General features: G+C 66.8%; 18 protein-coding genes and 1 pseudogene. 11 read left to right on the top strand and 8 right to left on the bottom strand.

Annotated features, from left to right (window positions below):
* Nucleotides 1-23: 23 nt before the first annotated feature.
* A complete protein-coding gene (locus tag AWC25_RS00350) occupies nt 24-635 on the bottom strand; it encodes a TetR/AcrR family transcriptional regulator (RefSeq protein WP_069402697.1) in 612 nt (203 codons plus the stop codon).
* Between the two features lie 112 nt (nt 636-747).
* On the opposite strand from AWC25_RS00350, the gene AWC25_RS00345 reads away from it, so the two are divergent.
* On the top strand, nt 748-2331 hold the full coding sequence (locus AWC25_RS00345) for a phytoene desaturase family protein (RefSeq protein WP_069402689.1): 1584 nt from the start codon (nt 748-750) through the stop codon (nt 2329-2331).
* On the opposite strand, the gene AWC25_RS00340 is transcribed toward AWC25_RS00345, so the two are convergent.
* The 3 genes from AWC25_RS00340 to AWC25_RS00330 are packed head-to-tail and all read right to left on the bottom strand — an operon-like array spanning nt 2321 to nt 4391.
* Nucleotides 2321-2845 (bottom strand): YbhB/YbcL family Raf kinase inhibitor-like protein, encoded by a 525-nt coding sequence (locus AWC25_RS00340; protein ID WP_069402690.1) that lies wholly within the window; start codon nt 2843-2845, stop codon nt 2321-2323. The genes AWC25_RS00345 and AWC25_RS00340 overlap by 11 nt on opposite strands.
* 54 nt (nt 2846-2899) lie before the next feature.
* Nucleotides 2900-3343, bottom strand: a complete 444-nt coding sequence (locus AWC25_RS00335) for an SRPBCC family protein (RefSeq protein WP_069402691.1) — start codon at nt 3341-3343, stop codon at nt 2900-2902.
* Nucleotides 3344-3386: 43 nt separating this feature from the next.
* Nucleotides 3387-4391, bottom strand: a complete 1005-nt coding sequence (locus AWC25_RS00330; protein ID WP_069402692.1) for a zinc-binding dehydrogenase — start codon at nt 4389-4391, stop codon at nt 3387-3389.
* Nucleotides 4392-4484: 93 nt separating this feature from the next.
* Between AWC25_RS00330 and AWC25_RS00325 the strand changes: the two are divergent.
* The 5 genes and pseudogenes from AWC25_RS00325 to AWC25_RS00305 all read left to right on the top strand — a co-directional run bounded on the left by AWC25_RS00325 (nt 4485) and on the right by AWC25_RS00305 (nt 10065).
* Nucleotides 4485-5201 (top strand): annotated as a pseudogene (locus AWC25_RS00325) (MBL fold metallo-hydrolase).
* Nucleotides 5202-5493: 292 nt separating this feature from the next.
* Entirely contained in the window at nt 5494-7791 is a 2298-nt protein-coding gene (aceA, locus tag AWC25_RS00320) for an isocitrate lyase ICL2 (protein ID WP_085166186.1), read from the top strand.
* A gap of 246 nt (nt 7792-8037) precedes the next feature.
* The gene (locus AWC25_RS00315) at nt 8038-8232 is read left to right on the top strand and encodes a hypothetical protein (protein WP_069402694.1); all 195 of its coding nucleotides are present in this window, start codon (nt 8038-8040) and stop codon (nt 8230-8232) included.
* Nucleotides 8233-8408: 176 nt separating this feature from the next.
* The gene (locus AWC25_RS27075) at nt 8409-8762 is read left to right on the top strand and encodes a hypothetical protein (RefSeq protein ID WP_158089715.1); all 354 of its coding nucleotides are present in this window, start codon (nt 8409-8411) and stop codon (nt 8760-8762) included.
* A gap of 139 nt (nt 8763-8901) precedes the next feature.
* Nucleotides 8902-10065, top strand: a complete 1164-nt coding sequence (locus AWC25_RS00305; protein ID WP_085166185.1) for an LLM class flavin-dependent oxidoreductase — start codon at nt 8902-8904, stop codon at nt 10063-10065.
* Nucleotides 10066-10068: 3 nt separating this feature from the next.
* Here the strand turns inward: AWC25_RS00305 and AWC25_RS00300 are convergent, their stop codons facing one another.
* Entirely contained in the window at nt 10069-11631 is a 1563-nt protein-coding gene (locus AWC25_RS00300; protein WP_069402511.1) for an FAD-dependent monooxygenase, read from the bottom strand.
* 125 nt (nt 11632-11756) lie between these two features.
* Between AWC25_RS00300 and AWC25_RS00295 the strand changes: the two genes are divergently transcribed.
* Entirely contained in the window at nt 11757-12011 is a 255-nt protein-coding gene (locus AWC25_RS00295; protein WP_069402512.1) for a hypothetical protein, read from the top strand.
* Here the strand turns inward: AWC25_RS00295 and AWC25_RS00290 are convergent.
* The gene (locus AWC25_RS00290) at nt 12008-12472 is read right to left on the bottom strand and encodes an SRPBCC family protein (RefSeq protein ID WP_069402513.1); all 465 of its coding nucleotides are present in this window, start codon (nt 12470-12472) and stop codon (nt 12008-12010) included. The genes AWC25_RS00295 and AWC25_RS00290 overlap by 4 nt on opposite strands.
* 263 nt (nt 12473-12735) lie before the next feature.
* Here AWC25_RS00290 and AWC25_RS00285 point away from each other — a divergent pair, with 263 nt between their 5' ends.
* Entirely contained in the window at nt 12736-13824 is a 1089-nt protein-coding gene (locus AWC25_RS00285; RefSeq protein ID WP_084229529.1) for a serine hydrolase domain-containing protein, read from the top strand.
* A gap of 66 nt (nt 13825-13890) precedes the next feature.
* Here the strand turns inward: AWC25_RS00285 and AWC25_RS00280 are convergent, their stop codons facing one another.
* Complete coding sequence (locus AWC25_RS00280; RefSeq protein WP_264033763.1) at nt 13891-15306, bottom strand: TIGR00366 family protein; 1416 nt, start codon at nt 15304-15306, stop codon at nt 13891-13893.
* A gap of 207 nt (nt 15307-15513) precedes the next feature.
* Between AWC25_RS00280 and AWC25_RS00275 the strand changes: the two genes are divergently transcribed.
* From AWC25_RS00275 to AWC25_RS00265, 3 genes are read left to right on the top strand one after another with little or no spacing between them, the layout of a single operon-like run.
* Nucleotides 15514-17355, top strand: coding sequence for a fatty acyl-AMP ligase (locus tag AWC25_RS00275; RefSeq protein WP_085166184.1), 1842 nt, complete (start codon nt 15514-15516; stop codon nt 17353-17355).
* 39 nt (nt 17356-17394) lie between these two features.
* Entirely contained in the window at nt 17395-18051 is a 657-nt protein-coding gene (locus AWC25_RS00270; protein WP_069402517.1) for a hypothetical protein, read from the top strand.
* Nucleotides 18048-18854: a YqjF family protein gene (locus AWC25_RS00265; protein WP_069402518.1), complete on the top strand. Its 807-nt coding sequence runs from the start codon at nt 18048-18050 to the stop codon at nt 18852-18854. The genes AWC25_RS00270 and AWC25_RS00265 overlap by 4 nt, the downstream gene beginning before the upstream one ends.
* On the opposite strand, the gene AWC25_RS00260 is transcribed toward AWC25_RS00265, so the two are convergent.
* The gene (locus tag AWC25_RS00260; RefSeq protein ID WP_085166183.1) at nt 18803-19570 is read right to left on the bottom strand and encodes an SDR family oxidoreductase; all 768 of its coding nucleotides are present in this window, start codon (nt 19568-19570) and stop codon (nt 18803-18805) included. The genes AWC25_RS00265 and AWC25_RS00260 overlap by 52 nt on opposite strands.
* Between the last annotated feature and the right edge of the window lie 43 nt (nt 19571-19613).

Below are 19613 nucleotides of genomic sequence, written 5' to 3'. Positions count from 1 at the left end.
CAGCGCCTGCGTCGTGCGCCGTATCAGGTCAGCGTCGCCAAGCCGGAGCGGACCAGTTCCAGACTCGTGGCGACCAACTCGCCAAGATCGTCGACGCACCGGTTGCGGCCCCAATGTTCTACGGCCACAACCAAAGCCGCGGCCAGTGCGGCGCCCGCGACCTCGGCGGACAGATCGACGTTCGGCACCAGCGCGTTGCGCTTTCTGATGAAATCGGTCAACACCGCGGCGAATGACGATTGCACCACTCGCAGATGACCCGCGATGCGTTCGGCACTGATCAACTCGCTGCGGGCGGTCGCGGCCTGCCGGACCACCTCGAGATCGTGCGGGAACGTCGCGACGCTGGCCAGGATGGCGTCGTAGAGCGACTCGGAGTCGGGTCGCTGCGCGAGGGCCTCGGCCAGCCACTCCAGCTGTGTCTCGTAATCCTGGAACAGCACCGACTCCTTGGTCGGGAAGTGCCGGAAGAAGGTGCGTTCGGTGACGCCGGCCTCAGCCGCCAGCTGGGTGACGGTGACGTTCGCAAATCCCTTGCGGGCGAAGCTCTTCAGCGCGGCCTGACGCAGCGCCTCATGCGTGGATCGGCGACGCAGCTGGTGGCGGTTGATCGGCGTGTTGCCCGGCAAGGTCATGTCGCGCCGATCGTATCCCACCCGTCAGGTCAGCACTGACATCTTCCCATTATGTCAGTACTGACATATTCTGAAGCCGCGCACGTCGTCGAGGGAGATCGGAGCCGCAACCATGAGCCGAACGGACTACGACGCCATCGTGGTGGGGGCGGGGCACAACGGGCTGGCCGCCGCCGCGATTTTGCAACGCGCCGGTCTGAGGACGGTGTGCCTGGAAGCCAACACCTACGCCGGCGGCATGGCGGCCACCGTCGAGCTGATCGACGGGTTTCGCTTCGAGATCGCCGGCTCGGTGCAGTTCCCGCTGGCCGGCCAGCTCGCCAAGGACCTCGGTCTGGACACCCTGCCCGCGCTGGAACCCAAAGTGATGTCGACGAATATCGGCGAAAACGGCGAACCGCCGATGATCTTCTACCGCGACCCGATGCGACTGATGACCCACCTCGGGGAGCGGCACGGCATCGACGCCGTCACCGGCATGGCCGGCCTGATCGGCTGGAGTCAGGCCCCGGCGCGGGCGCTCGGCCGATTCGACGTGTGTCGGGCGCCCAAGACCCTCGACGAGATGTACGCCTGTGCGACCAACGAGGCCGAGCGCAGGGCCATTCACGAAATGCTGTTCGGTTCGGCGATGGACGTGATCGACCGCTTCCTGCCTGACAAAGACAAACATGCGGTGATCCGCGGGATGCTGGCCTTCTTGGCAGTCAACTCCACCTACCGTGGCCCGTACACACCGGGCAGCGCCGCGTGCCTGGCCTTCGCGCTCGCCGTGCCCGAGGACGCCGAGACCGCGATGATGACCAAGCTCAAAGGCGGCATCGGCGCACTCACCGAACATCTCCGGGAGCTGTTCGAATCCCACGGCGGCGAGCTCCGCTACCGGGCCAAGGTCGCGCAGATTGTGGTCGAGCACGACGCGGTGACCGGGGTGCGCCTGCGGGACGGTTCGACCCTGTCGGCCCCCGTCGTGGTCTCCAACCTCTCACCCGATGTCACCCTCACCGAACTCATTGCCCCCGAACATGTTCCGGCAGAACTGCTTTCCCGCGTCGGTGGCCGCGACCACCGTGCCTCGTTCGTGCAGCTTCATTTCGCGCTGGACGGGCTGCCCGAATTCGCACCGCCGTACGAATTCCTGAACGAGGCCGGCATGCAGCAGTCGATCGGCATCTTCGGGTCTCCGGAAGAGCAACAGCGGCAATGGGAGATCTGTCGGCAGGGCCTGGTCCCGGACAATCCGTCGATCGGCATGCAGATCCCGTCGGTACACGACCCCGACATGGCGCCACCCGGCAAGCACGCGGCCAGCGCATTTGCCTACGCGTTCCCGGTCGAGGTTGGCCGCGACCAGCATGGGCATCTGAAAAGTGAAATGGCGCAACGCGTTATCGACAAGATCGGCAAATTCGCGCCCAATTTCAAGGACATCGTGATCCGGCACATCACGTTCGCGCCCTACCACATGAACACGATGTTTGGCGCACCCGCCGGCGACTTCTGCCACGGGCTACTGCATCCGGACCTGATGGGCCCCAACCGGCCCGGCCCGAAAGGCTTCCTCGACATGCCGATCCCCATTGCGGGTCTGTACCTGGGCGGCGCGGGATGCCATGGCGGCCCGGGCATCACATTCACGCCCGGCTACAACGCGGCCTACCAGGTTCTCGAGGACCGGCAACCGATCAGCCGCTGAACGTTCCGATCAGCTGTGCCTGCGCGGTCGCGGCGGCCGCGATCGCCTGGGCCGCCTGCACGCCGGCCAATCCGGCGGGCGGCTGGTAATCGTTGGGCAGCTGGTAGAGCGTGAATCGGTAGCGATGGGTGCCGGTGCCTGCCGGCGGACAGGGCCCCTGGTAGGCCGGCCGGCCCGCCGTGTTCGGCAGCACGGTGCCGCCGCCGGGTGTCTGACCGTCTGCCGTATGGCCGGATCCGAACGGAATTCCCGTCACGATCCAGTGCACGAAGACGCCGTGCACGGCGTCCGGATCGTCGACCACCAGTGCCGCCCCGTACGGCGCCGACCACGTCAACGGCGGCGCGGTGTCGGCGCCTTTGCAGGTGTACTGCGCCGGTATCGGCGCGCCGTCGGCGAAGGCCGGACTGCTGATCGTCAGCGGCGCCGCGTTGGCAATGCTGGCACCGCCGGCACCGGCCAGCGCCAGCGCGACGACGCCCGGGCCGATCTTCGAGACCACGTTGAGTTTCATAACCACCAGTGTCGCTAACCGCGGCGGCAGAAGACAGCGCCGCCGGACAGCTGCCTAACCGCGCTTTTTGACGTCGAGCACGCGGCGCCGAAGCCCCTTGGTCGCGGTGTCCATCAGGCCCTTGGTTCCCTTCTTGATCAAGAATCCGGGCACCGGTGCGGTGAGGTCGACCGACAGGTCGAACCGCACCCGGGTGGAATCACCCTCGGGGGTCAACGTGTACCGGGCGTCCTGTGCGCGTTGCTGTTTGGCGCTCACCAGCGTCCAACTCACGCCGTCGTCGTGCACCGAGTACGCCAGCTCCTGTTCCTCACTGACGCCCACGATCTTGACGACCTGGCGGGATCGGACCGGATGACCATCGTCGTCACGCTCCAGGACCTCGACCTTCTGATGCGCCGGGGACCACTCGGGCAACGACTCGATGTCGAACAGCACGTCCATGATCTCCCCGGGTGTCGCTTCGATGACGAGTTCGCGGGAATCGGAGACGGCCATGCAGGCTAGATAGCCACGGCGGAGGCCGCCCAAACGCGCGGCGTCAGGGCACCAGCACCACTTTGCCGATGTTCTCCCGCGCCGCCAGGATCCGGTGCGCGGTGGGCGCCTCGGCGAACGGCACGGCCGCATGTACGACGGGGGACACGACGCCGTCGCGCAACGCCTCGGTCAGTGGCGCGATCCAGGGCTCCAGGGTGCCGCGGTCGTCCCACAGCCGCAGCATGTTCAAGCCGATCACCGCCTTGGAATCCTGCAGCTGCGTGAGCAGATTGAAGCCGCGCAGCATCGACAACGCGTGCGGTGCGGCGGTGCGCAGCGAACGTTTGTCGCCCTGTTGCATCGCCGAAACGCCATATCCGACAAGCCTTCCGCCGGGCCGCAACAATGCATAGGATCGCCGCAGCGAGGTGCCGCCCAGCGCGTCCAGGACGATGTCGTAAGGGTCGAGCCCCTTCCACCACCCGTCGCGGCGGTAGTCGATCGCCCGATCCACGCCGAACTCGGTGAGCTTGTGATGTTTGCCCGGTGAGGCGGTACCGTGCACCTCGGCCCCGGCGGACTTGGCGAACTGGATGGCCGCGATGCCCACCCCACCCGCGGCGGCGTGGATCAGCACCCGTTCGCCCCGGCGCAGCGAACCGTAGCCGTGCAGCGCGGCCCAAGCGGTCGCGTAGTTGACCGGCACCGCCGCTCCCTGCTCGAAGCTGAGCGCGGCGGGCAGCACCACCGAGTCGCTGACGGCAACGTTGACGATTTCGGCGTAGCCACCGAATCGTGTTCCGGCCAAGACGCGTTCGCCTACCAGCCCGGCATCGACGCCGTCGCCGACGGCCGTAACGGTCCCGGCGACCTCGTAGCCCACCACCGCCGGAAGTTTCGGCACGTCCGGATACATGCCGACCCGGGCGAGATGGTCGGCGAAATTTACCCCGGCCGCGCGGACCGCGATCTGCAGCTGCCCCGTCCCCGGCGGGGCCGGATCGGGCCGGTGCTGTACCTGCAGGACCGACGGGTCTCCGTGTTTGGTGATGACGACTACGCGCACCGCGTTCCCCTTCGAAGTCTGCGTCGACCCTTGTGGCGGGAATTTTGGACAGTCAACCATTTCCGGGAGCGGTGCGGAAGTTAGCGTGCTCTCATGCGATTCGCCTGGCAGCGACTGACCCCCGGCGTGTATCGCTGCCGGCTGCCATTCTGCGACGTGACCGTGGGCCTGGTGGTTGGTGGCGGCGGCGCGCTGCTCGTCGACACCGGTACCACGCTTACCTAAGCGGCCGCGATCGAGCGGGATGTCGAAGAACTCGCGAGTACCGCCGTCACTCATATTGTGTTGACGCACAAGCATTTCGACCACATCTTGGGTTCCGGACAGTTTGCCGGTGCCGAGATCCATTGTGCCCCGGAGGTAGTGGACGCCATGTCGTCGGGCCAGAACCAACTTCGGGCCGATGCGTTGAGTCACGGCGCCGATGCCGACGAGATCGACCAAGCGATCGCAGCGCTGCGGCCGCCGCGACACGGGATTGCGGACCTCGTCGTCGATCTCGGCGGTCGAGAGGTGAGGGTGCGCCACCTCGGCCGTGGTCACACCGCGTCGGATCTGGTCGTCGCCGCACCCGCGGTGGGCGAGCACGGTAGTCGGGCCGTGATCTTTACCGGCGACCTCGTCGAGGAGTCGGCCGACCCGGCGATCGACGCCGACTCCGATGTGTCCGCCTGGCCGCAGACCCTGGATCGGCTCCTGGCGACGGTCGGAGAGGCGGCGATCTACGTTCCCGGCCATGGCGGCGTGGTCGGCGCCCCGTTCATCCGTCGTCAGCGCGATTGGCTGCGGCGGCGCGCCGCGACGATATAACCTGCAATCACCGTGGCGGCCGTTTGCTGGCGGCGGCAGTTCCCTCCGGTTTGCCCCCGACAACTGTTTGCTGAATTGGCCTACCGTTCGGCACGGGGCCCAAATGACACTCCCGAAGGGGAGCGAAATGCCTTGCTAGATAATAGATTTGTTGTTTCGGGCCGGGATGCTGGTGCCGAAATTCGGCGCAACAAGTCCGTTTTGGATTGGCTGAATTTCCATGATTGAAACGCCGATTGCGGGGATAGACTCACGTTCAGCGGATTCTTCTAGGAAAGAGGAGCCTAAGGCCATGGCCATCATCGACGCGGACACCGAAGTCCCCGCACCCTTCGAGCAGGAAACCGCGGCCACGCAGCGATATTTTGACGATCCGCGTTTTGCCGGGATCATTCGTCTCTATACGGCCCGCCAGGTGGTAGAGCAACGCGGCACGATCCCGACCGACTACACCGTTGCGCGGGAAGCCGCGACGGCTTTCTACCCGCGGCTGCGCGAGCTGTTCGAGGCCAAGCAGTGCATCACCACCTTCGGGCCGTATTCGCCGGGGCAAGCCGTGAGCATGAAGCGGATGGGCATCGAAGGCATCTACCTCGGCGGCTGGGCAACCTCGGCCAAGGGGTCGACCACCGAAGACCCCGGCCCCGACCTCGCGTCCTACCCGCTGAGCCAGGTGCCCGACGATGCCGCGGTTCTGGTGCGCGCGCTGCTCACGGCCGACCGCAATCAGCATTATCAGCGGCTGCACATGAGTGAACAGCAGCGCGATAGCACCAAGGAGTACGACTTCCGCCCGTTCATCATCGCCGACGCCGACACCGGCCACGGTGGTGACCCGCACGTGCGCAACCTGATTCGGCGTTTCGTCGAGGTGGGGGTGCCCGGCTATCACATCGAGGACCAGCGCCCGGGTACCAAGAAGTGCGGACATCAAGGCGGCAAGGTCTTGGTGCCGTCCGACGAGCAGATCAAGCGCCTCAATGCGGCGCGGTTCCAGCTCGACGTCATGGGCGTGCCCGGCATCATCGTGGCCCGCACCGACGCCGAGGCGGCCAACCTGATCGACAGCCGCGCCGACGAGCGCGACCAACCGTTCCTGCTCGGTGTGACCAACCTTGGCATCCCGTCGTACAAGGCGTGCTTCTTGGCGATGGTGCGCCGCTTCTACGAGTTGGGTGTCACCGAACTCAACGGCCATCTCCTCTACGCCCTCGCCGAGGGTGAGTACGGGATCGCCAACGCGTGGCTGGAGCGTCAGGGCATCCAGTCGCTGATCTCTGACGCGGTCACGCAGTGGCGGGAAAACGGGCAGCACGCCATCGACGACCTCTTCGACCAAGTCGAGTCGCGATTTGTCGCCGCGTGGGAGGACGATGCCGGCCTGATGACCTACGGCGAAGCCATTGCCGAAGTACTCGAGTTCAGTGAAAAAGACGACGAGCCCCCGGCCATGAGCCCCGCGGAATGGCGTCAATTCGCCTCGCGCGCATCGCTGTACGCCGCACGGGAAAAGGCCCGGGAATTGGGCGTCGACTCACCGTGGGACTGCGAGCTGGCCAAGACTCCGGAAGGTTACTACCAAATCCGCGGCGGCATCCCGTATGCCATCGCCAAGTCGCTGGCCGTCGCGCCGTTCGCCGACATTCTCTGGATGGAGACGAAAACGGCGGACCTCGCCGACGCCAAACAGTTCGCCGACGCCATTCACGCCGAATATCCCGACCAGATGCTGGCGTACAACCTGTCGCCGTCGTTCAACTGGGACACCACCGGCATGAGCGACGAGGAGATGAAACGTTTCCCCGAGGAGCTCGGGAAGATGGGCTTCGTCTTCAACTTCATCACCTACGGCGGACACCAGATCGACGGCGTGGCCGCCGAGGAGTTCGCCACCAACCTGCGCCAGGACGGCATGCTGGCGCTGGCCCGCCTGCAGCGCAAGATGCGTCTCGTCGAGTCGCCCTACCGGACGCCGCAAACCCTGGTCGGCGGGCCCCGCAGCGACGCCGCGCTGGCCGCGTCCTCGGGCCGCACCGCCACGACGAAGGCCATGGGCAAGGGCTCGACTCAGCATCAGCACCTCGCGCAGACCGAGGTGCCCAAGAAGCTGCTCGAGGAATGGCTGGCGTTGTGGAGCGAGCATTATCAGCTGGGCGAGAAACTGCGCGTGACGCTGCGCCCTCGCCGCGCGGGATCCGACGTCCTGGAATTGGGCATCTACGGCGAGAGCTCCAATGGCGACGAGCAGCTGGCCAACGTCGTGGTCGACCCGATCAAGGACCGGCACGGTCGCAGCATCCTGCAGGTGCGTGATCAGAACACCTTCGCAGAGAAGCTGCGCCAGAAACGGCTGATGACGGTGATCCACCTGTGGCTGGTGCACCGCTTCAAGGCGGACGCGGTGTATTACGTGACACCGACCGAGGACAACCTGTATCAGACCGAAAAGATGAAGTCCCACGGAATCTTCAGCGAGGTCTACCAGGAGGTCGGGGAGATCATCGTTGCCGAGGTGAACAAGCCCCGCATCGCCGAGTTGCTGGCCCCCGATGGGGTGAAGCTGCGGAAGCTGATCACCAAGCAGCAGTGACCGTCCCCTTGGGGTCCTGAAGCCGGGTCCGCCTCGCTTTGCTGCCCGGCACCCGGGCATACCATCTGATGTCTTGCATCACGCCGCGCGCCGGTTCGGCTTGCCGCATGGCGGCCCGATTGCGGCGTGAAAAGCGCCACAAAATGATGCTTCATCATAGTTTATGTTCCATCAATAGTTGCATAGGTGTATGGTTTAGCCAGAGTCTACTGGCAGACGTTGAACAACTATCGAGAGGACACTCCGATGAAGAAGATGACGCTCACCACCTTCGGCGGGGCCGCCGCGCTCGCTGTCGCCGTCGGGTTCGCCGGCCTGGGCGCCGGCACGGTCTCTGCGGCTCCCACGCCCGCCGCGCCGGCGCACACCGCGGCCAGCGTTGCCCCTGCCGGTGCTCACCACGGCGTGCTGACCGCCTGCATCATCGGGCTGAACTGCTGAGCAGCCCACCCCACGCATCGATGGCCCATCGCTCGATGGGCCATCGGCATGTCCGGGATGTCGGCGCCCCGACAGTGCCAGCCACGACAGTGCCAGCCACGAGTGCGGTTTGCACGGCAAACAAGGGGGTACGAACGAAGAGGTTTGGTAGGAAGTCGCTGAGAGTGGGGAGTCTGATGAGATCGGAAGCTCGAACCGCGGTTGCGATGTTTGGCGGCGCGGCCATGCTCGTCCTGGCGGTCGGGTGCGGCGGCGGCGACAACAAGGGGCCCAGTAGTACCAGCACGACGACCACGACGCCGTCCACCGCGACCAGTGTCGTCCCGTCGGAGCCGGGTGGCGGGGGCACGGTCCCCGGCGGCCCGACCGGTGGTGGCGGCCCCGGCGGCGGAGGCGGCACGGTCCCCGGCGGCCCGACCGGTGGTGGCGGCCCCGGCGGCGGCAGCGGCAGCATTCCCGGCGTCGGCGGCGGGGGCGGTGGACCCGGCGGTGGCGGCGGTTGCATCGGCAACATCTGCGGCGGCAGCTGATCGCACCCAGCGACGATCCCTCGGCGGCGGGGATGATCGCCGCGGGATCGACAATTCGGGATTTCTGGGCCGCTGATCCGGGTTGACGCGGCAGCGGTTGAGTTATGGTTTTCCGCAAACTCGACTGCAAGGGGTTTCCATGGCCAAGCTTCGGTTCGGATACTTCATCGCCCCCTTTCACCGCGCGGGAACCAACCCGACATTGGCTTTGCAGCGAGACCTCGAGTTCGTGCAACACCTCGACGCCTTGGGCTTTGACGAAGCCTGGATCGGGGAGCACCACTCGGCCGGCAGCGAAATCATCAGCTCGCCCGAGGTTTTCATCGCCGCGGCCGCGGAACGGACCAGGTGGATCAAACTCGGCACCGGCGTCATCTCGCTGGCCTATCACAATCCCCTGTGGGTGGCCGACCGGTTGATGCTGCTGGATCACCTCACCCACGGCCGGGTGATCGGCGGCATGGGCCCGGGGTCGCTGCCCAGCGATTCTTCGATGATCGGGCTGACCCCGACGGACACCCGCGAGCTACTGGAAACCAACCTCGACATCGTGGTCCGGTTGTTGGCGGGCGAGACGGTGAGCGCGAAGACCCCCACTCACGAGCTGCACGACGCGAAGCTTCAACTCGCCCCGTACTCCGAGAACGGCATCCCGCTCGCGGTCGCCGCGGTGGCCTCGCCGACCGGCGCCCGGCTGGCCGGTAAGCACGGCATCGGGCTGCTGTCGATCGGGGCGACGTTGACCATCGAGGGTTTCAACGCGCTGCAATATCACTGGGACATCGTCGAAGAGCGCGCGGCGACATTCGGCACCAAGGTGGATCGGACCAATTGGAGCCTGGTCGGGCCGTTCCATATCGCCGAAACCGACAAGCAGGCCCGCGAGGACGTCAAGTTCGGGCTCGAGCCGTGGTTCCGGTACTTCCAAAAAGTCGCCGCGTTCCCGCAGATGACCATGCCGGGCGAACAGATCGAGGAAATGATCGACGTCATCAACGAAAACGGCGCGGGCGTGATCGGCACGCCGGAACGAGCGCGCGCCCAGGTGCAACGGATGTGGGATCAGTCCGGTGGCTTCGGCTGCATGCTGCAGATGGGGCACGAGTGGGCAAATCCGGCGGCAACCAGACGCTCGGCAGAGTTGTTCGCCGCCGAAGTCATGCCGCACTTCCAGGGGCAAGCGCAGCCGACGCTCGATGCGGCCGCGCGGGCGAGCGAGGCTCGCGAAGGCCTTGCCGCGTCGCAGAATCAGGCCGTCGAGCATATGACGAAGAAGTACCAGGACGAGCTCAACGCGAAGTAGTCGCTATCGCCCAAACCACCGCATCCGGACGCGCCGCAGCTCGGCCAGCTCGTCCTCACCGGGTTCGGGCTGCGACGTCGCCCACGCCACGTAGCCATCCGGACGGACCAGCAGCGCGGTGGCGGCCACATCACCCACCGGGCGGCCGGCGGCGACGGTGAGCCCGTCCGCGTCGGCGACGACCGCGGCGGCCACGACACCGGAGTCGGTGAGGTCGAGCAGCAGGGGCTGCCCGGTTCGGGCCAGTTGAGCGACGCGGCTGGTGCCGCCGTCGCTCGCGACGCTGAAGTCGGGCACCCAGTGCCCGGTGAGGGGATGGGTGCCCGGCTCTGCGCCGTAGCGGTTTTCGGCGCCGGAGATCAGCTCGCCGAGCCGGCGGGCGACGGTGGAGTCGGTGAGCAGCTCGGAAAACAACTGCCGTAGCGCGGTGACCTCGGGCCCGGGACGCACGAGCGCCAATTGTGCCCGGCTGTGCATGATGACTCGTTCGGCCGCGGGACGGCGCTCCGCCTCGTAGGTGGACAGCAGCGCCGGCCCGACCCGTTCGTGCAGTACCGTCGCCAGTTTCCAACCCAGGTTCACCGCGTCCTGCAGACCAAGGTTGAGCCCCGGTCCCCCCAACGGAGAGTGCACGTGGGCGGCGTCGCCGACCAGGATCACCCGTCCCGCCTGATACCGCGACGCGATCCGCGAATTGATCCCGCAGAATCGGCGCAGATCCAACGGCTCATCGGAGGAGGCAGGCCGCAGCGGCAGGTCGACGCCCAGCACCCGCTTCGCGCTGGCTTCCAGTTCGGCCAGCGTCATCGGTGGGCGGTCGTCCGCCTCGTCGAGACGTTCCTCACGAGCCGAGCGCTCCAACTCGAAGACAAACATCGCCGCCCTGCCCCCCAGCGCGCCGAACGCGAAGACCCCGTCGTCGGCGCGATGGAACTGCAGCGGCGGCACGCGGCCGAACCCGGGGATTTCCAGGCCACCGTCGACCGGGCTGATCCACTCGGCGGGCGGCAACACGTCAAATCCCATACGGGCCACGATGTCGTGCGACGTCATGCCGGGAAAGCCGATTCCCGCCAGCTTGCGCGTCGTGCTGGTCCCGCCGTCGGCGCCGACGAGGTACTTGGCCCGCAGCTGGTAAGACCCGTCGGGCCCCTCGACGTCGACGGTCACCCCGTCGGCGTCCTGGTCGAAACCGATGAGCACGTTGCCGTAGCGGATGTCGGCACCGAATTCGACGGCCCGATCGGCAAGCGCCCGAACGAGCTTGGGTTGCTGTACCGGCATCAGGAATACCTGCGAATCCGCCACCAGCGCGAGGTCCAACGGAAACGCCGCGAACATCGGGCGCGGGTTGAGCCGAGGCGGCTCCGTCGTCTCGGTGAGCGAGTTGTACAGGCCCCGGTGGTCCAGGATCCGAACTCCCTGGCCGATGACACCGTTGGCCCGCCGCATGGGGTTCGGACCGGGCATGGATTCCAGGACCACCGGCCGGATCCCGTTCAAGCCCAGCTCGCCGGCCAGCATCAGCCCGGTGGGACCGCCACCCACGATGACGACATCAATCACTTAGCCCAGCTTAATAGTTGGTAGCGTCGCGCGACAAACGTCGCCTCGGCTGACACTGCTTGTTTTCATAGGCGGGCGCTAGCCCGTTCCCAGCGAGGAGCTAACGAGGGGCGCGACCGTGAGGCATGGCCACCACACTTTCTTGCCGGCGCTTCCTCGGAGCCGGCGTCCTGGGCCTGATTGCGGTGGTCGGGTTGCTCGAGGCCGCGGCGCCGCCGGCGGCCACCGGCAACGGCCGGGTCGGCATCGTCCAGGACGACCAGGAGCAGCTTCAACAGCAACTGCAACAGTCCGAGCAGCAGAACGAAGAGGCCCAGCAGCAATTCGACCAGGGCATGCAGCAGGCCCAGCAGGCCGAGCAGCAGGCCAACACCCCCTAGCGGGCGGCCGCTTCGCGATCGGCCGCCTGCACCAGCCGATTCGCAAGGAATGTGACCGCCCCGCCCAGTGCGGCGCGCATCACCGGCCCCACGCCACGAACTCCTTCCACGAACGAGCCCGACCACCGAATGTCGGTGCCGCCCCGCGCATTCGGCGTCAAGACCACCTCGCCGAAATAGTCCTCCGCCGGAGAGCGCGGCGCCACGAGCTTGTAGACCTGCCGACGGTCCTGCTCGTACTCGACGATTTCCTCTTGGGCCAGCACGGGTCGCACGCCGATCTGCCGAATCGCCCCGACGCCCCCCGGCGGGGGATCGCCCTCGCGGGCCCAGCTCGACTGCAGCACCATCGGCTTGGCCCAGCGCGACCAACTCGCGCCGTCGGCCAGCAACCGGAACACCGTTGCCGCGGGCGCGGTGCTGGTCCGGTTGACCTCGAACGAGAACTTGCGACCCGACATAGGCGGGTACCCTACCGCGAACACGACGCCCCGCCGCCGACCGGTGCGGAGTCAGCGCCACCGATAATTCGGCCCGCCACGGCCGCGCCGCATGCATACTCAGCCTGGAAGTTCGGACGGTCCCGGGACCCGCGCCGGCTGCGATTTTCTGGTTCGTGATCAAATACTCTGCTAGACAGGCATTTTCAAACTTGCCTGCCGATCTCGGGAAGGGCATGTCAGCGGTGCTACGACTCCACGGACGCCGGCGAGCCCTCGTGGCAATGTGTGCGGTCGCGCTGACGGTCGGTGGCTGCGCCAAGCCGGTCGGTGCACCGGCGCCGAAGGTGAACCCCACCGGCGGCTCCGTCGTCACGACGACCACCAATCCCGCGGCCAAGGCCGATAGTCAGCGCGTGCTCGACAACGCGGTCAACGCCGCGGCACCCGGCTGCTCGGCGGCCGTAGGTATCGAAGGCAGCGTCGTGTGGGCCGGGGTGCGCGGCGTCGCCGACGTAGCCGTCGGCGACAAGATCACCACCGACACGCTGTTCGACATCGGGTCGGTGTCCAAGCAGTTCACCGCCACCGCGATCCTGTTGCTCGCCAGCGGGGGCGACCTGGCGCTGGACGACCCGCTGGCGCACCACCTGCCCGAGCTACCCAAGTGGGCCGCGACGGTGACCATCACCGAGCTGATCCACCAAACCAGCGGCATCCCCGAGTACGAGGGACTCTTGGTCAGGCAAGGCTTCCAACCCAGTGACCGCACCAACGAGGAGCAAGCTTTGCAGACGCTCGCGGCGGTGCCGCAGCTGAGCTTTCCGCCCGGAAGCCAATTCGGGTATTCCGATTCGAATTATTTGCTGCTCGGCGAGATCGTCCACCGGGTGTCGGGGGAGCCGCTGCCGCAGTACCTCAACTCCGAGATCTTCGGCCCACTGGGTCTCGGGATGGTGATGGACCCGGTCGGGCGGCTGCCGCACAAGGCCGTCTCCTATACCGGGGGCAACGATGGCTACCGGGCGGTCACCATGGCGTGCGAACAGGTCGGCGACGGCGCGATCCAAGCCACACCCAGCCAGCTGGTGAAATGGGCGGACAATTACCGGACCGGCCGGGTGGGCGGGCCCAAGGTGCTCGAGGCGCAGGTGGCCGGGGCGGTCGAGATCGGACCCGGGGTGCCCGTGCACTACGGCGCCGGAATCTACATCAAGGCCGACGGCACCCTCGACCACGACGGTGCCTCGGGTGGATTCCTCACGGCATTGCGCATCAGCAAAGACCGGCTCAAGTCGGTCGCCGTCAGTTGCAACAGCGATGATCAGGCGCCCGAGGCCCTGGCCGACTCGATAGCCAAGCTCTGGCAGTAGTCATCAATGCTGTTGAACGGCAAAGCTTTCGGGATCAGCGCAGCAACGATCGCCGGGGCGATGGCCTTACAACGTATGCGGGGCGATGAGGACCGCCCCGCCGAACACCACGAGACCGATCAGGAACGCCACCACCGTAAATCCCATCACCTGACGCACGTTCAGCTTCGCTATCGCCAGCACCGGCAACAACCAGAACGGCTGAATCATGTTCGCGACGCCCTCGCCGACCGCGACCGACATCGAGATCAGCCCGAGGTATGCGGGTCCGTGTTGACCGATGGCCAGCGCCGAGCCCACCGCGATCGGCCCTTGCACCGCCCAGTGCCCCCCACCGGACGGGACGAACAGTGAGATGATGGCCGACCCGATGAACGTCAGGAACGGCAGCGTGTATTGATCGGCCCCGCGGACCAGGGCCTCGGCGAGCACCGTCTGCAGCGCTCGTCCCGACCCGGGCGGCAGATACCCGAGCAGGCCGGCGATCCCGCCGTACAGGGGGTACTGCAGCAGCAACGGGCCCGACACCTTCGCCGCACCGGAAAAGGCGCGAATGAAGCGTATCGGCGTGCCGTGCAGCAGCGCGCTGCTGACCGTGAACAACATGATCATCGACGCGATGTTCAGCGCAAAGCCGCTCAGCACGAAATACGTTATGCCGGCTGCGAATACGAGCACATTGAGGATTCGCAGGTTCTCCAGCCGCTCGGCGAACGTCCGCGAGCGTCCTTGCGGAGTCTGGGGCGTGGGTTCCTCCTCGAATACCGCGGCGTCGGGCTCGAGACTTTCATCCGGCGCCATCCGCCAGATTGCGATGGCGACCAGCACGACCACGACGATGACGGCGCCCCAGCTGTATGGCTGGAAGATCGTCATCTGCAGCGGGACGAGCATTCCGGTCATTTTGTGGATCACGTTGATGGGGCTGGTCGTATCGGTGTTGGCCAGCGCGATCGATGACGAAACACCCTGCGTCCAGATCAGGTAGCCCATGAATCCGGTGGCGATCAGGTAGCCGAAATGCACACCGGTGAGCCGCTTTGCGACCTGGCGCGCGACCAGGGCGCCGGCCACCAAACCGAGTCCCCAGTTCAGCAACGACAGCACAGTGCTGACCCCGAAGCACAGCAGCGCCCCCTGCACCTGGTTCTTCGGCTTGCCGGCGAGGCGAACGATGGCCCGTTTCACCGGCGGCGCCTCGGCCAACGTGTAACCGGTGACCAGGATCAGCACCATCTGGAACGCGAAGGTGAAGATGTTCTGCGATCCCCACACCCCGCCGTACCAGGCCTTGAGCGCACCGGTCGGCGTCGCGCCGCGGACGAAGATCGCGACGAGTGCGACCACCAGCAGAGTCAGGATGATGGCGAACAGATAGGGATCCGGCATCAAGCGTTCGACGTAGCGGACGCAGAGCATGGTGAGGCGCTGCATGATGCCGCGATGCGCGACACGTTCGTCGTCCTTGGTGATCGTCGTCATGGCCGCCTTACCGCATCCGCGTGTTGTATTCACGCCGAACAATGGAATCGCTCAGGTAACCGTAAGTGGATTGCTGAAATATGTCCGGGAATGGACGAGTAACTAAAGACAACCGTTATTGCCAGCCACGAGCCCGCGACCGCGGGGCACGCCGCCGAGACGGCTGGAGCCACCAGGCGGCAGCGGCGCACACCTAGACTGGCCGGTATGGCAGACGGTTCCTCACCGGACTCCGTGGCTCCGAAAGGCCTGCTCAGAATAGAAGATTGCCTGGACGTCGACGGTAACATCGCGCTGCCGCCGGGAACCACGTTAATCTCGCTGATCCAGCGCAACGTCGACAACGTGGGCGACGGTGTGGCGTATCGATACCTGGACTACGCCCGCGTTGAAGGACAGGTCCACGAAGTCACGTGGTCGCAGTTCGGGGTGCGGCTGGCGGCCATCGCCGCGCGCGTGCAGCAGTTCGCCGGCGACGGCGATCGGGTGGCGATCCTGGCGCCGCAGGGCATCGACTACGTGGCCGGTTTCTACGGCGCCGTCAAGGCGGGAGCCATCGCGGTGCCACTGTTCGCGCCGGAACTTCCCGGGCACGCCGAGCGGTTGGAGACGGCGCTGCGCGACTCGAAACCGACCGTGGTGCTGACGACGGCGGCGGCGCAGGACGCGGTGGCCGGCTTCTTGACCAATACCGCGCGCCTGCCCCAACCACGTGTGGTCGCCATCGACCAGATACCGGATTCGGCGGGGGAGTCGTTCGCCCCGGTGGAGTTGGGCATCGACCGGGTTTCACATCTGCAGTACACCTCGGGATCGACGCGCCCACCGGTCGGCGTGGAGATCACGCACCGGGCGGTCGGCACCAATCTGACACAGATGATCCTGTCGATCGACCTATTGAACCGAAACACCCACGGCGTCAGCTGGTTACCGCTCTACCACGACATGGGGCTGTCGATGATCGGCTTCCCCGCGGTGTACGGCGGTCATTCCACGCTGATGTCGCCTACGGCATTCGTGCGCCGGCCGCAGCGCTGGATTCAGGCGCTCTCGGCGGCGTCGCGCGAGGGCAACGTGGTTACCGCCGCACCCAACTTCGCCTACGAGTGGGCCGCGCAACGCGGTATTCCCGCGGCGGGTGAGGACATCGACCTGAAAAACGTCGTGCTGATCATCGGCTCCGAGCCGGTCAGCATGGAGGCGATCGCGGCGTTTAACAAGGCCTTCGCGCCCTACGGTCTGCCCCGCACCGCGTTCAAGCCGTCGTACGGCATCGCGGAGGCGACCCTGATGATCGCGACCATCGCGCCGAGCGAGGAGGCGACCGCGGTCTACCTTGACCGTGAACAGCTGGGCGCGGGGCGTGCGGTGCGGGTGGCGGCGGATGCGCCGGACGCGGTTGCCCTGGTCTCGTGCGGCCACGTCGCGCGCAGCCTACGCGCCGTGATCGTCGACCCCGATGCGGCAGCCGAGCTGCCCGACGGCGTGATCGGTGAGGTGTGGCTGCAGGGCGCCAACGTGGGGCGCGGATATTGGGGGCGTCCGCAGGAAACCCAGCGCACTTTCCACGCCCGGCTGCGCTCGCCGCTGGCCCAGGACAGCCGCGCCGGAGGTGCGGCGGCCGCCGGCTCGTGGCTGCGGACCGGTGACCTGGGGGTGTTTCTCGACGGCCAGCTCTACATCACCGGACGGATCGCGGACCTGGTGGTCATCGACGGTCGTAGCCACTATCCGCAGCACATCGAGGCCACGGCCACGGAGGCGTCCCCGATGGTGCGGCGCGGCTACGTGACGGTATTTGCGGTGCCGGCAACGGACACCGGAAACCGCAAGCTGGTGATCGTGGCCGAACGCGCCGCCGGCACCAGTCGCGACGATCCGCAGCCCGCCATCGAGGCGATCACGACGGCGGTCGCGCGGCGGCACGGCCTGACCGTCGCGGATGTGCGCTTATTGCCGGCGGGCGCGATTCCGCGCACCACCAGTGGCAAGCTGGCCCGGTTGGCCTGCCGGGATCAATACCTCAGCGGTGCGTTCGGGTCACGCTGAACCACCCGGCGCGACGACACCGGATGGCATCCTGGCCGTATGGGTTTGCTCATTCGGCTGGCGGAGTTCCTGATTCTGCTGCTGCCGCTGGTGGGCTTGGCCGTCGGCGCCGTGCGCGCGTTCAGGGCCGGCAAGCGGCGCGCCGGGCCACCGCCACCCCGGGCCGTCCCGCCGCCCCGCCCCGGTGCCGCCAACGAGGCCGCCCAATGGCGCTCACTGCGCCGGGTCCTGGACGAGCACGCCCGCACCGACACCCGCTGGCTGGACTACGAACTCGATTTCGCCAAGCTGCTGGACTTCCCGCTGATGACGGATCTACGCGACCCGCTCACCGTGGCATTTCACAAGGCCAAGCTCCGCGCTGACCTGTTGCGACCCATCCAAGCCGAAGACCTGCTCGACGACCGCGAGAGCGCCGCGAAATACCAAGCCGCGGTGGAGGACTACGTCACCGCGTTCAACGTAGCCGAGGCCGAGGCGCTGCGTCGGCGCCGAAGCGACTTTTCCCGGGACGAGCAGCAGCGAATTGCCCGCGCCCAGAACCTATTACGGATGGCGTCGGACGCCGGCGCCGCCCCGCGGGAACGCCAGACTGCCTACGACGCCGCCCGTAAGGAACTCGATGGTCTGATCGTGTTGCCCGCCGCCACGCACGCCGGCATCGAGCGCGGCATCGCCGGTGAAATCGAGGGATGACCGTGCTGGGCGAGCCGACCCCGCCCGGTGGGATGCCGGTCGGGTTCCTGGCCACTCCGCCGCCGCTGCAGGGTCCGGTCGCCGTCGATCAGTGCTGGAGCGACCTGACGTTCGTGCACTGGCCGGTGCGACCCGACGACGTCGCGCACCTGTTGCCGCCGGGGACGCGTCCCGATGTGTTCGGTTCCGGCCTGACATATGTGGGGCTGGTCCCGTTTGCGGCGACCCGCACCAGAGTCGGCACGGTACTGCCGCTTCCGTACTTCGGCCGGTTCCTCGAGACCAACGTGCGGCTCTACTCTGTCGACGCCGCCGGGCGGCACGGCGTCGTCTTCCGGTCGCTGGAAACCGCCCGTCTGGCGGTGGTGCCCGTCACCCGGGCCGGTCTGGGCGTCCCCTATACCTGGGCGAAGATGCGCATCATTCGCGACGGCGCTCGCATCACGTATGACAGCGTGCGCCGCTGGCCGCGTCGCGGGCTGTGCAGCCGGTTGACCGTCGTGGTGGGTGAGCCCGTGCAGCCGACACCGATGGAGGTCTGGTTGACCGCCCGCTGGGGTGCACACACCCGCAACGCCGGCCGGACGTGGTGGGTGCCCAATGAGCATGGACCGTGGCCGCTGCGCGCGGCGCAGATCGTCGAAGTGCGCGACGAGCTGGTGACCGCCGCCGGCGTGCGGCCCGCCGGCGAGCCCTTGCGCGCGTTGTTCTCCCCAGGGGTACGAACGCTTTTCGGGCGTCCACGTCCGGTTCACGGGCAGGTGTACCCGCCGTCGATGACGAGGTCGGAACCGGTCATGTAGCTGGACGCGGCGCTGGCCAGATAAAGGTAGAGACCGGTGAGCTCGTCCGGGCGGCCGATGCGGCCGAGCGGAATCTTTGGCTCCCACAGCCGGTGGTACTCCGCCATCGGTTCGACGAGCTCGGTGAGAATGTAGCCCGGGCTGATGCTGTTGACCCGGATGTTATGCGGGGCGAATTCGACGGCCATGGCCTTGGTCAGGTGAATCACCGCGGCCTTGGACGTGCAGTAGTGGCCGGCCGGTTGCGGGATGTTGATGATGTGGCCGGACATCGAGGCGGTGGTGATGATGGAGCCGCCACGGCCCTGGGCGACCATGGCTCGTGCCGCTGCCTGCGCGGTGAGGAAAACGCCGGTGACGTTCGTGTCCTGGATGGTCTGGAATTCGTCGGGCGACATGTCCAGCAACGGGGTGAGGTTGATGATGCCGGCGTTGCAGACCGCGATGTCGATGCCGCCCAGTTCCGCGGTCACCCGGTCCACCATGCGGGTGACCTGATCCGGCTGAGTGACGTCGCAGCCGACCGGCAGAATCGGCCCGCCCGTCGAAACCAGTTCGCCCGCAACTGCTTCCAGCGTGTCGGGATGCCGCGACGTGATGGCCACCCGCGCGCCCGCCTGCAGGTACGCCTCGGCCACCTTTTTGCCGATGCCGCGGGACGCCCCCGTGATCAGAGCCGTCTTTCCGGTCAGGTCAAACAAGTCCAACACGCTCATTCGATCTCCCTCGTCCGACGGGCCCCGCAAAACCGGAACACGT

This window comes from Mycobacterium sherrisii (assembly GCF_002102355.1).
Lineage (GTDB): Bacteria > Actinomycetota > Actinomycetes > Mycobacteriales > Mycobacteriaceae > Mycobacterium > Mycobacterium sherrisii.
The sequence above is the reverse complement of the archived record's forward strand: the minus strand, read 5'-3'. Positions and strand labels throughout refer to the sequence as shown.

What these genes read in the sequence shown, in the direction of transcription:
- AWC25_RS00350 (WP_069402697.1), bottom strand. Translation starts at nt 635, where the DNA reads ATGACCTTGCCGGGCAACACGCCGATCAACCGCCACCAGCTGCGTCGC.
- AWC25_RS00345 (WP_069402689.1), top strand. Translation starts at nt 748, where the DNA reads ATGAGCCGAACGGACTACGACGCCATCGTGGTGGGGGCGGGGCACAAC.
- AWC25_RS00340 (WP_069402690.1), bottom strand. Translation starts at nt 2,845, where the DNA reads ATGAAACTCAACGTGGTCTCGAAGATCGGCCCGGGCGTCGTCGCGCTG.
- AWC25_RS00335 (WP_069402691.1), bottom strand. Translation starts at nt 3,343, where the DNA reads ATGGCCGTCTCCGATTCCCGCGAACTCGTCATCGAAGCGACACCCGGG.
- aceA (WP_085166186.1), top strand. Translation starts at nt 5,494, where the DNA reads ATGGCCATCATCGACGCGGACACCGAAGTCCCCGCACCCTTCGAGCAG.
- AWC25_RS00315 (WP_069402694.1), top strand. Translation starts at nt 8,038, where the DNA reads ATGAAGAAGATGACGCTCACCACCTTCGGCGGGGCCGCCGCGCTCGCT.
- AWC25_RS27075 (WP_158089715.1), top strand. Translation starts at nt 8,409, where the DNA reads ATGAGATCGGAAGCTCGAACCGCGGTTGCGATGTTTGGCGGCGCGGCC.
- AWC25_RS00305 (WP_085166185.1), top strand. Translation starts at nt 8,902, where the DNA reads ATGGCCAAGCTTCGGTTCGGATACTTCATCGCCCCCTTTCACCGCGCG.
- AWC25_RS00295 (WP_069402512.1), top strand. Translation starts at nt 11,757, where the DNA reads ATGGCCACCACACTTTCTTGCCGGCGCTTCCTCGGAGCCGGCGTCCTG.
- AWC25_RS00290 (WP_069402513.1), bottom strand. Translation starts at nt 12,472, where the DNA reads ATGTCGGGTCGCAAGTTCTCGTTCGAGGTCAACCGGACCAGCACCGCG.
- AWC25_RS00285 (WP_084229529.1), top strand. Translation starts at nt 12,736, where the DNA reads ATGTGTGCGGTCGCGCTGACGGTCGGTGGCTGCGCCAAGCCGGTCGGT.
- AWC25_RS00280 (WP_264033763.1), bottom strand. Translation starts at nt 15,306, where the DNA reads ATGACGACGATCACCAAGGACGACGAACGTGTCGCGCATCGCGGCATC.
- AWC25_RS00275 (WP_085166184.1), top strand. Translation starts at nt 15,514, where the DNA reads ATGGCAGACGGTTCCTCACCGGACTCCGTGGCTCCGAAAGGCCTGCTC.
- AWC25_RS00270 (WP_069402517.1), top strand. Translation starts at nt 17,395, where the DNA reads ATGGGTTTGCTCATTCGGCTGGCGGAGTTCCTGATTCTGCTGCTGCCG.
- AWC25_RS00265 (WP_069402518.1), top strand. Translation starts at nt 18,048, where the DNA reads ATGACCGTGCTGGGCGAGCCGACCCCGCCCGGTGGGATGCCGGTCGGG.
- AWC25_RS00260 (WP_085166183.1), bottom strand. Translation starts at nt 19,570, where the DNA reads ATGAGCGTGTTGGACTTGTTTGACCTGACCGGAAAGACGGCTCTGATC.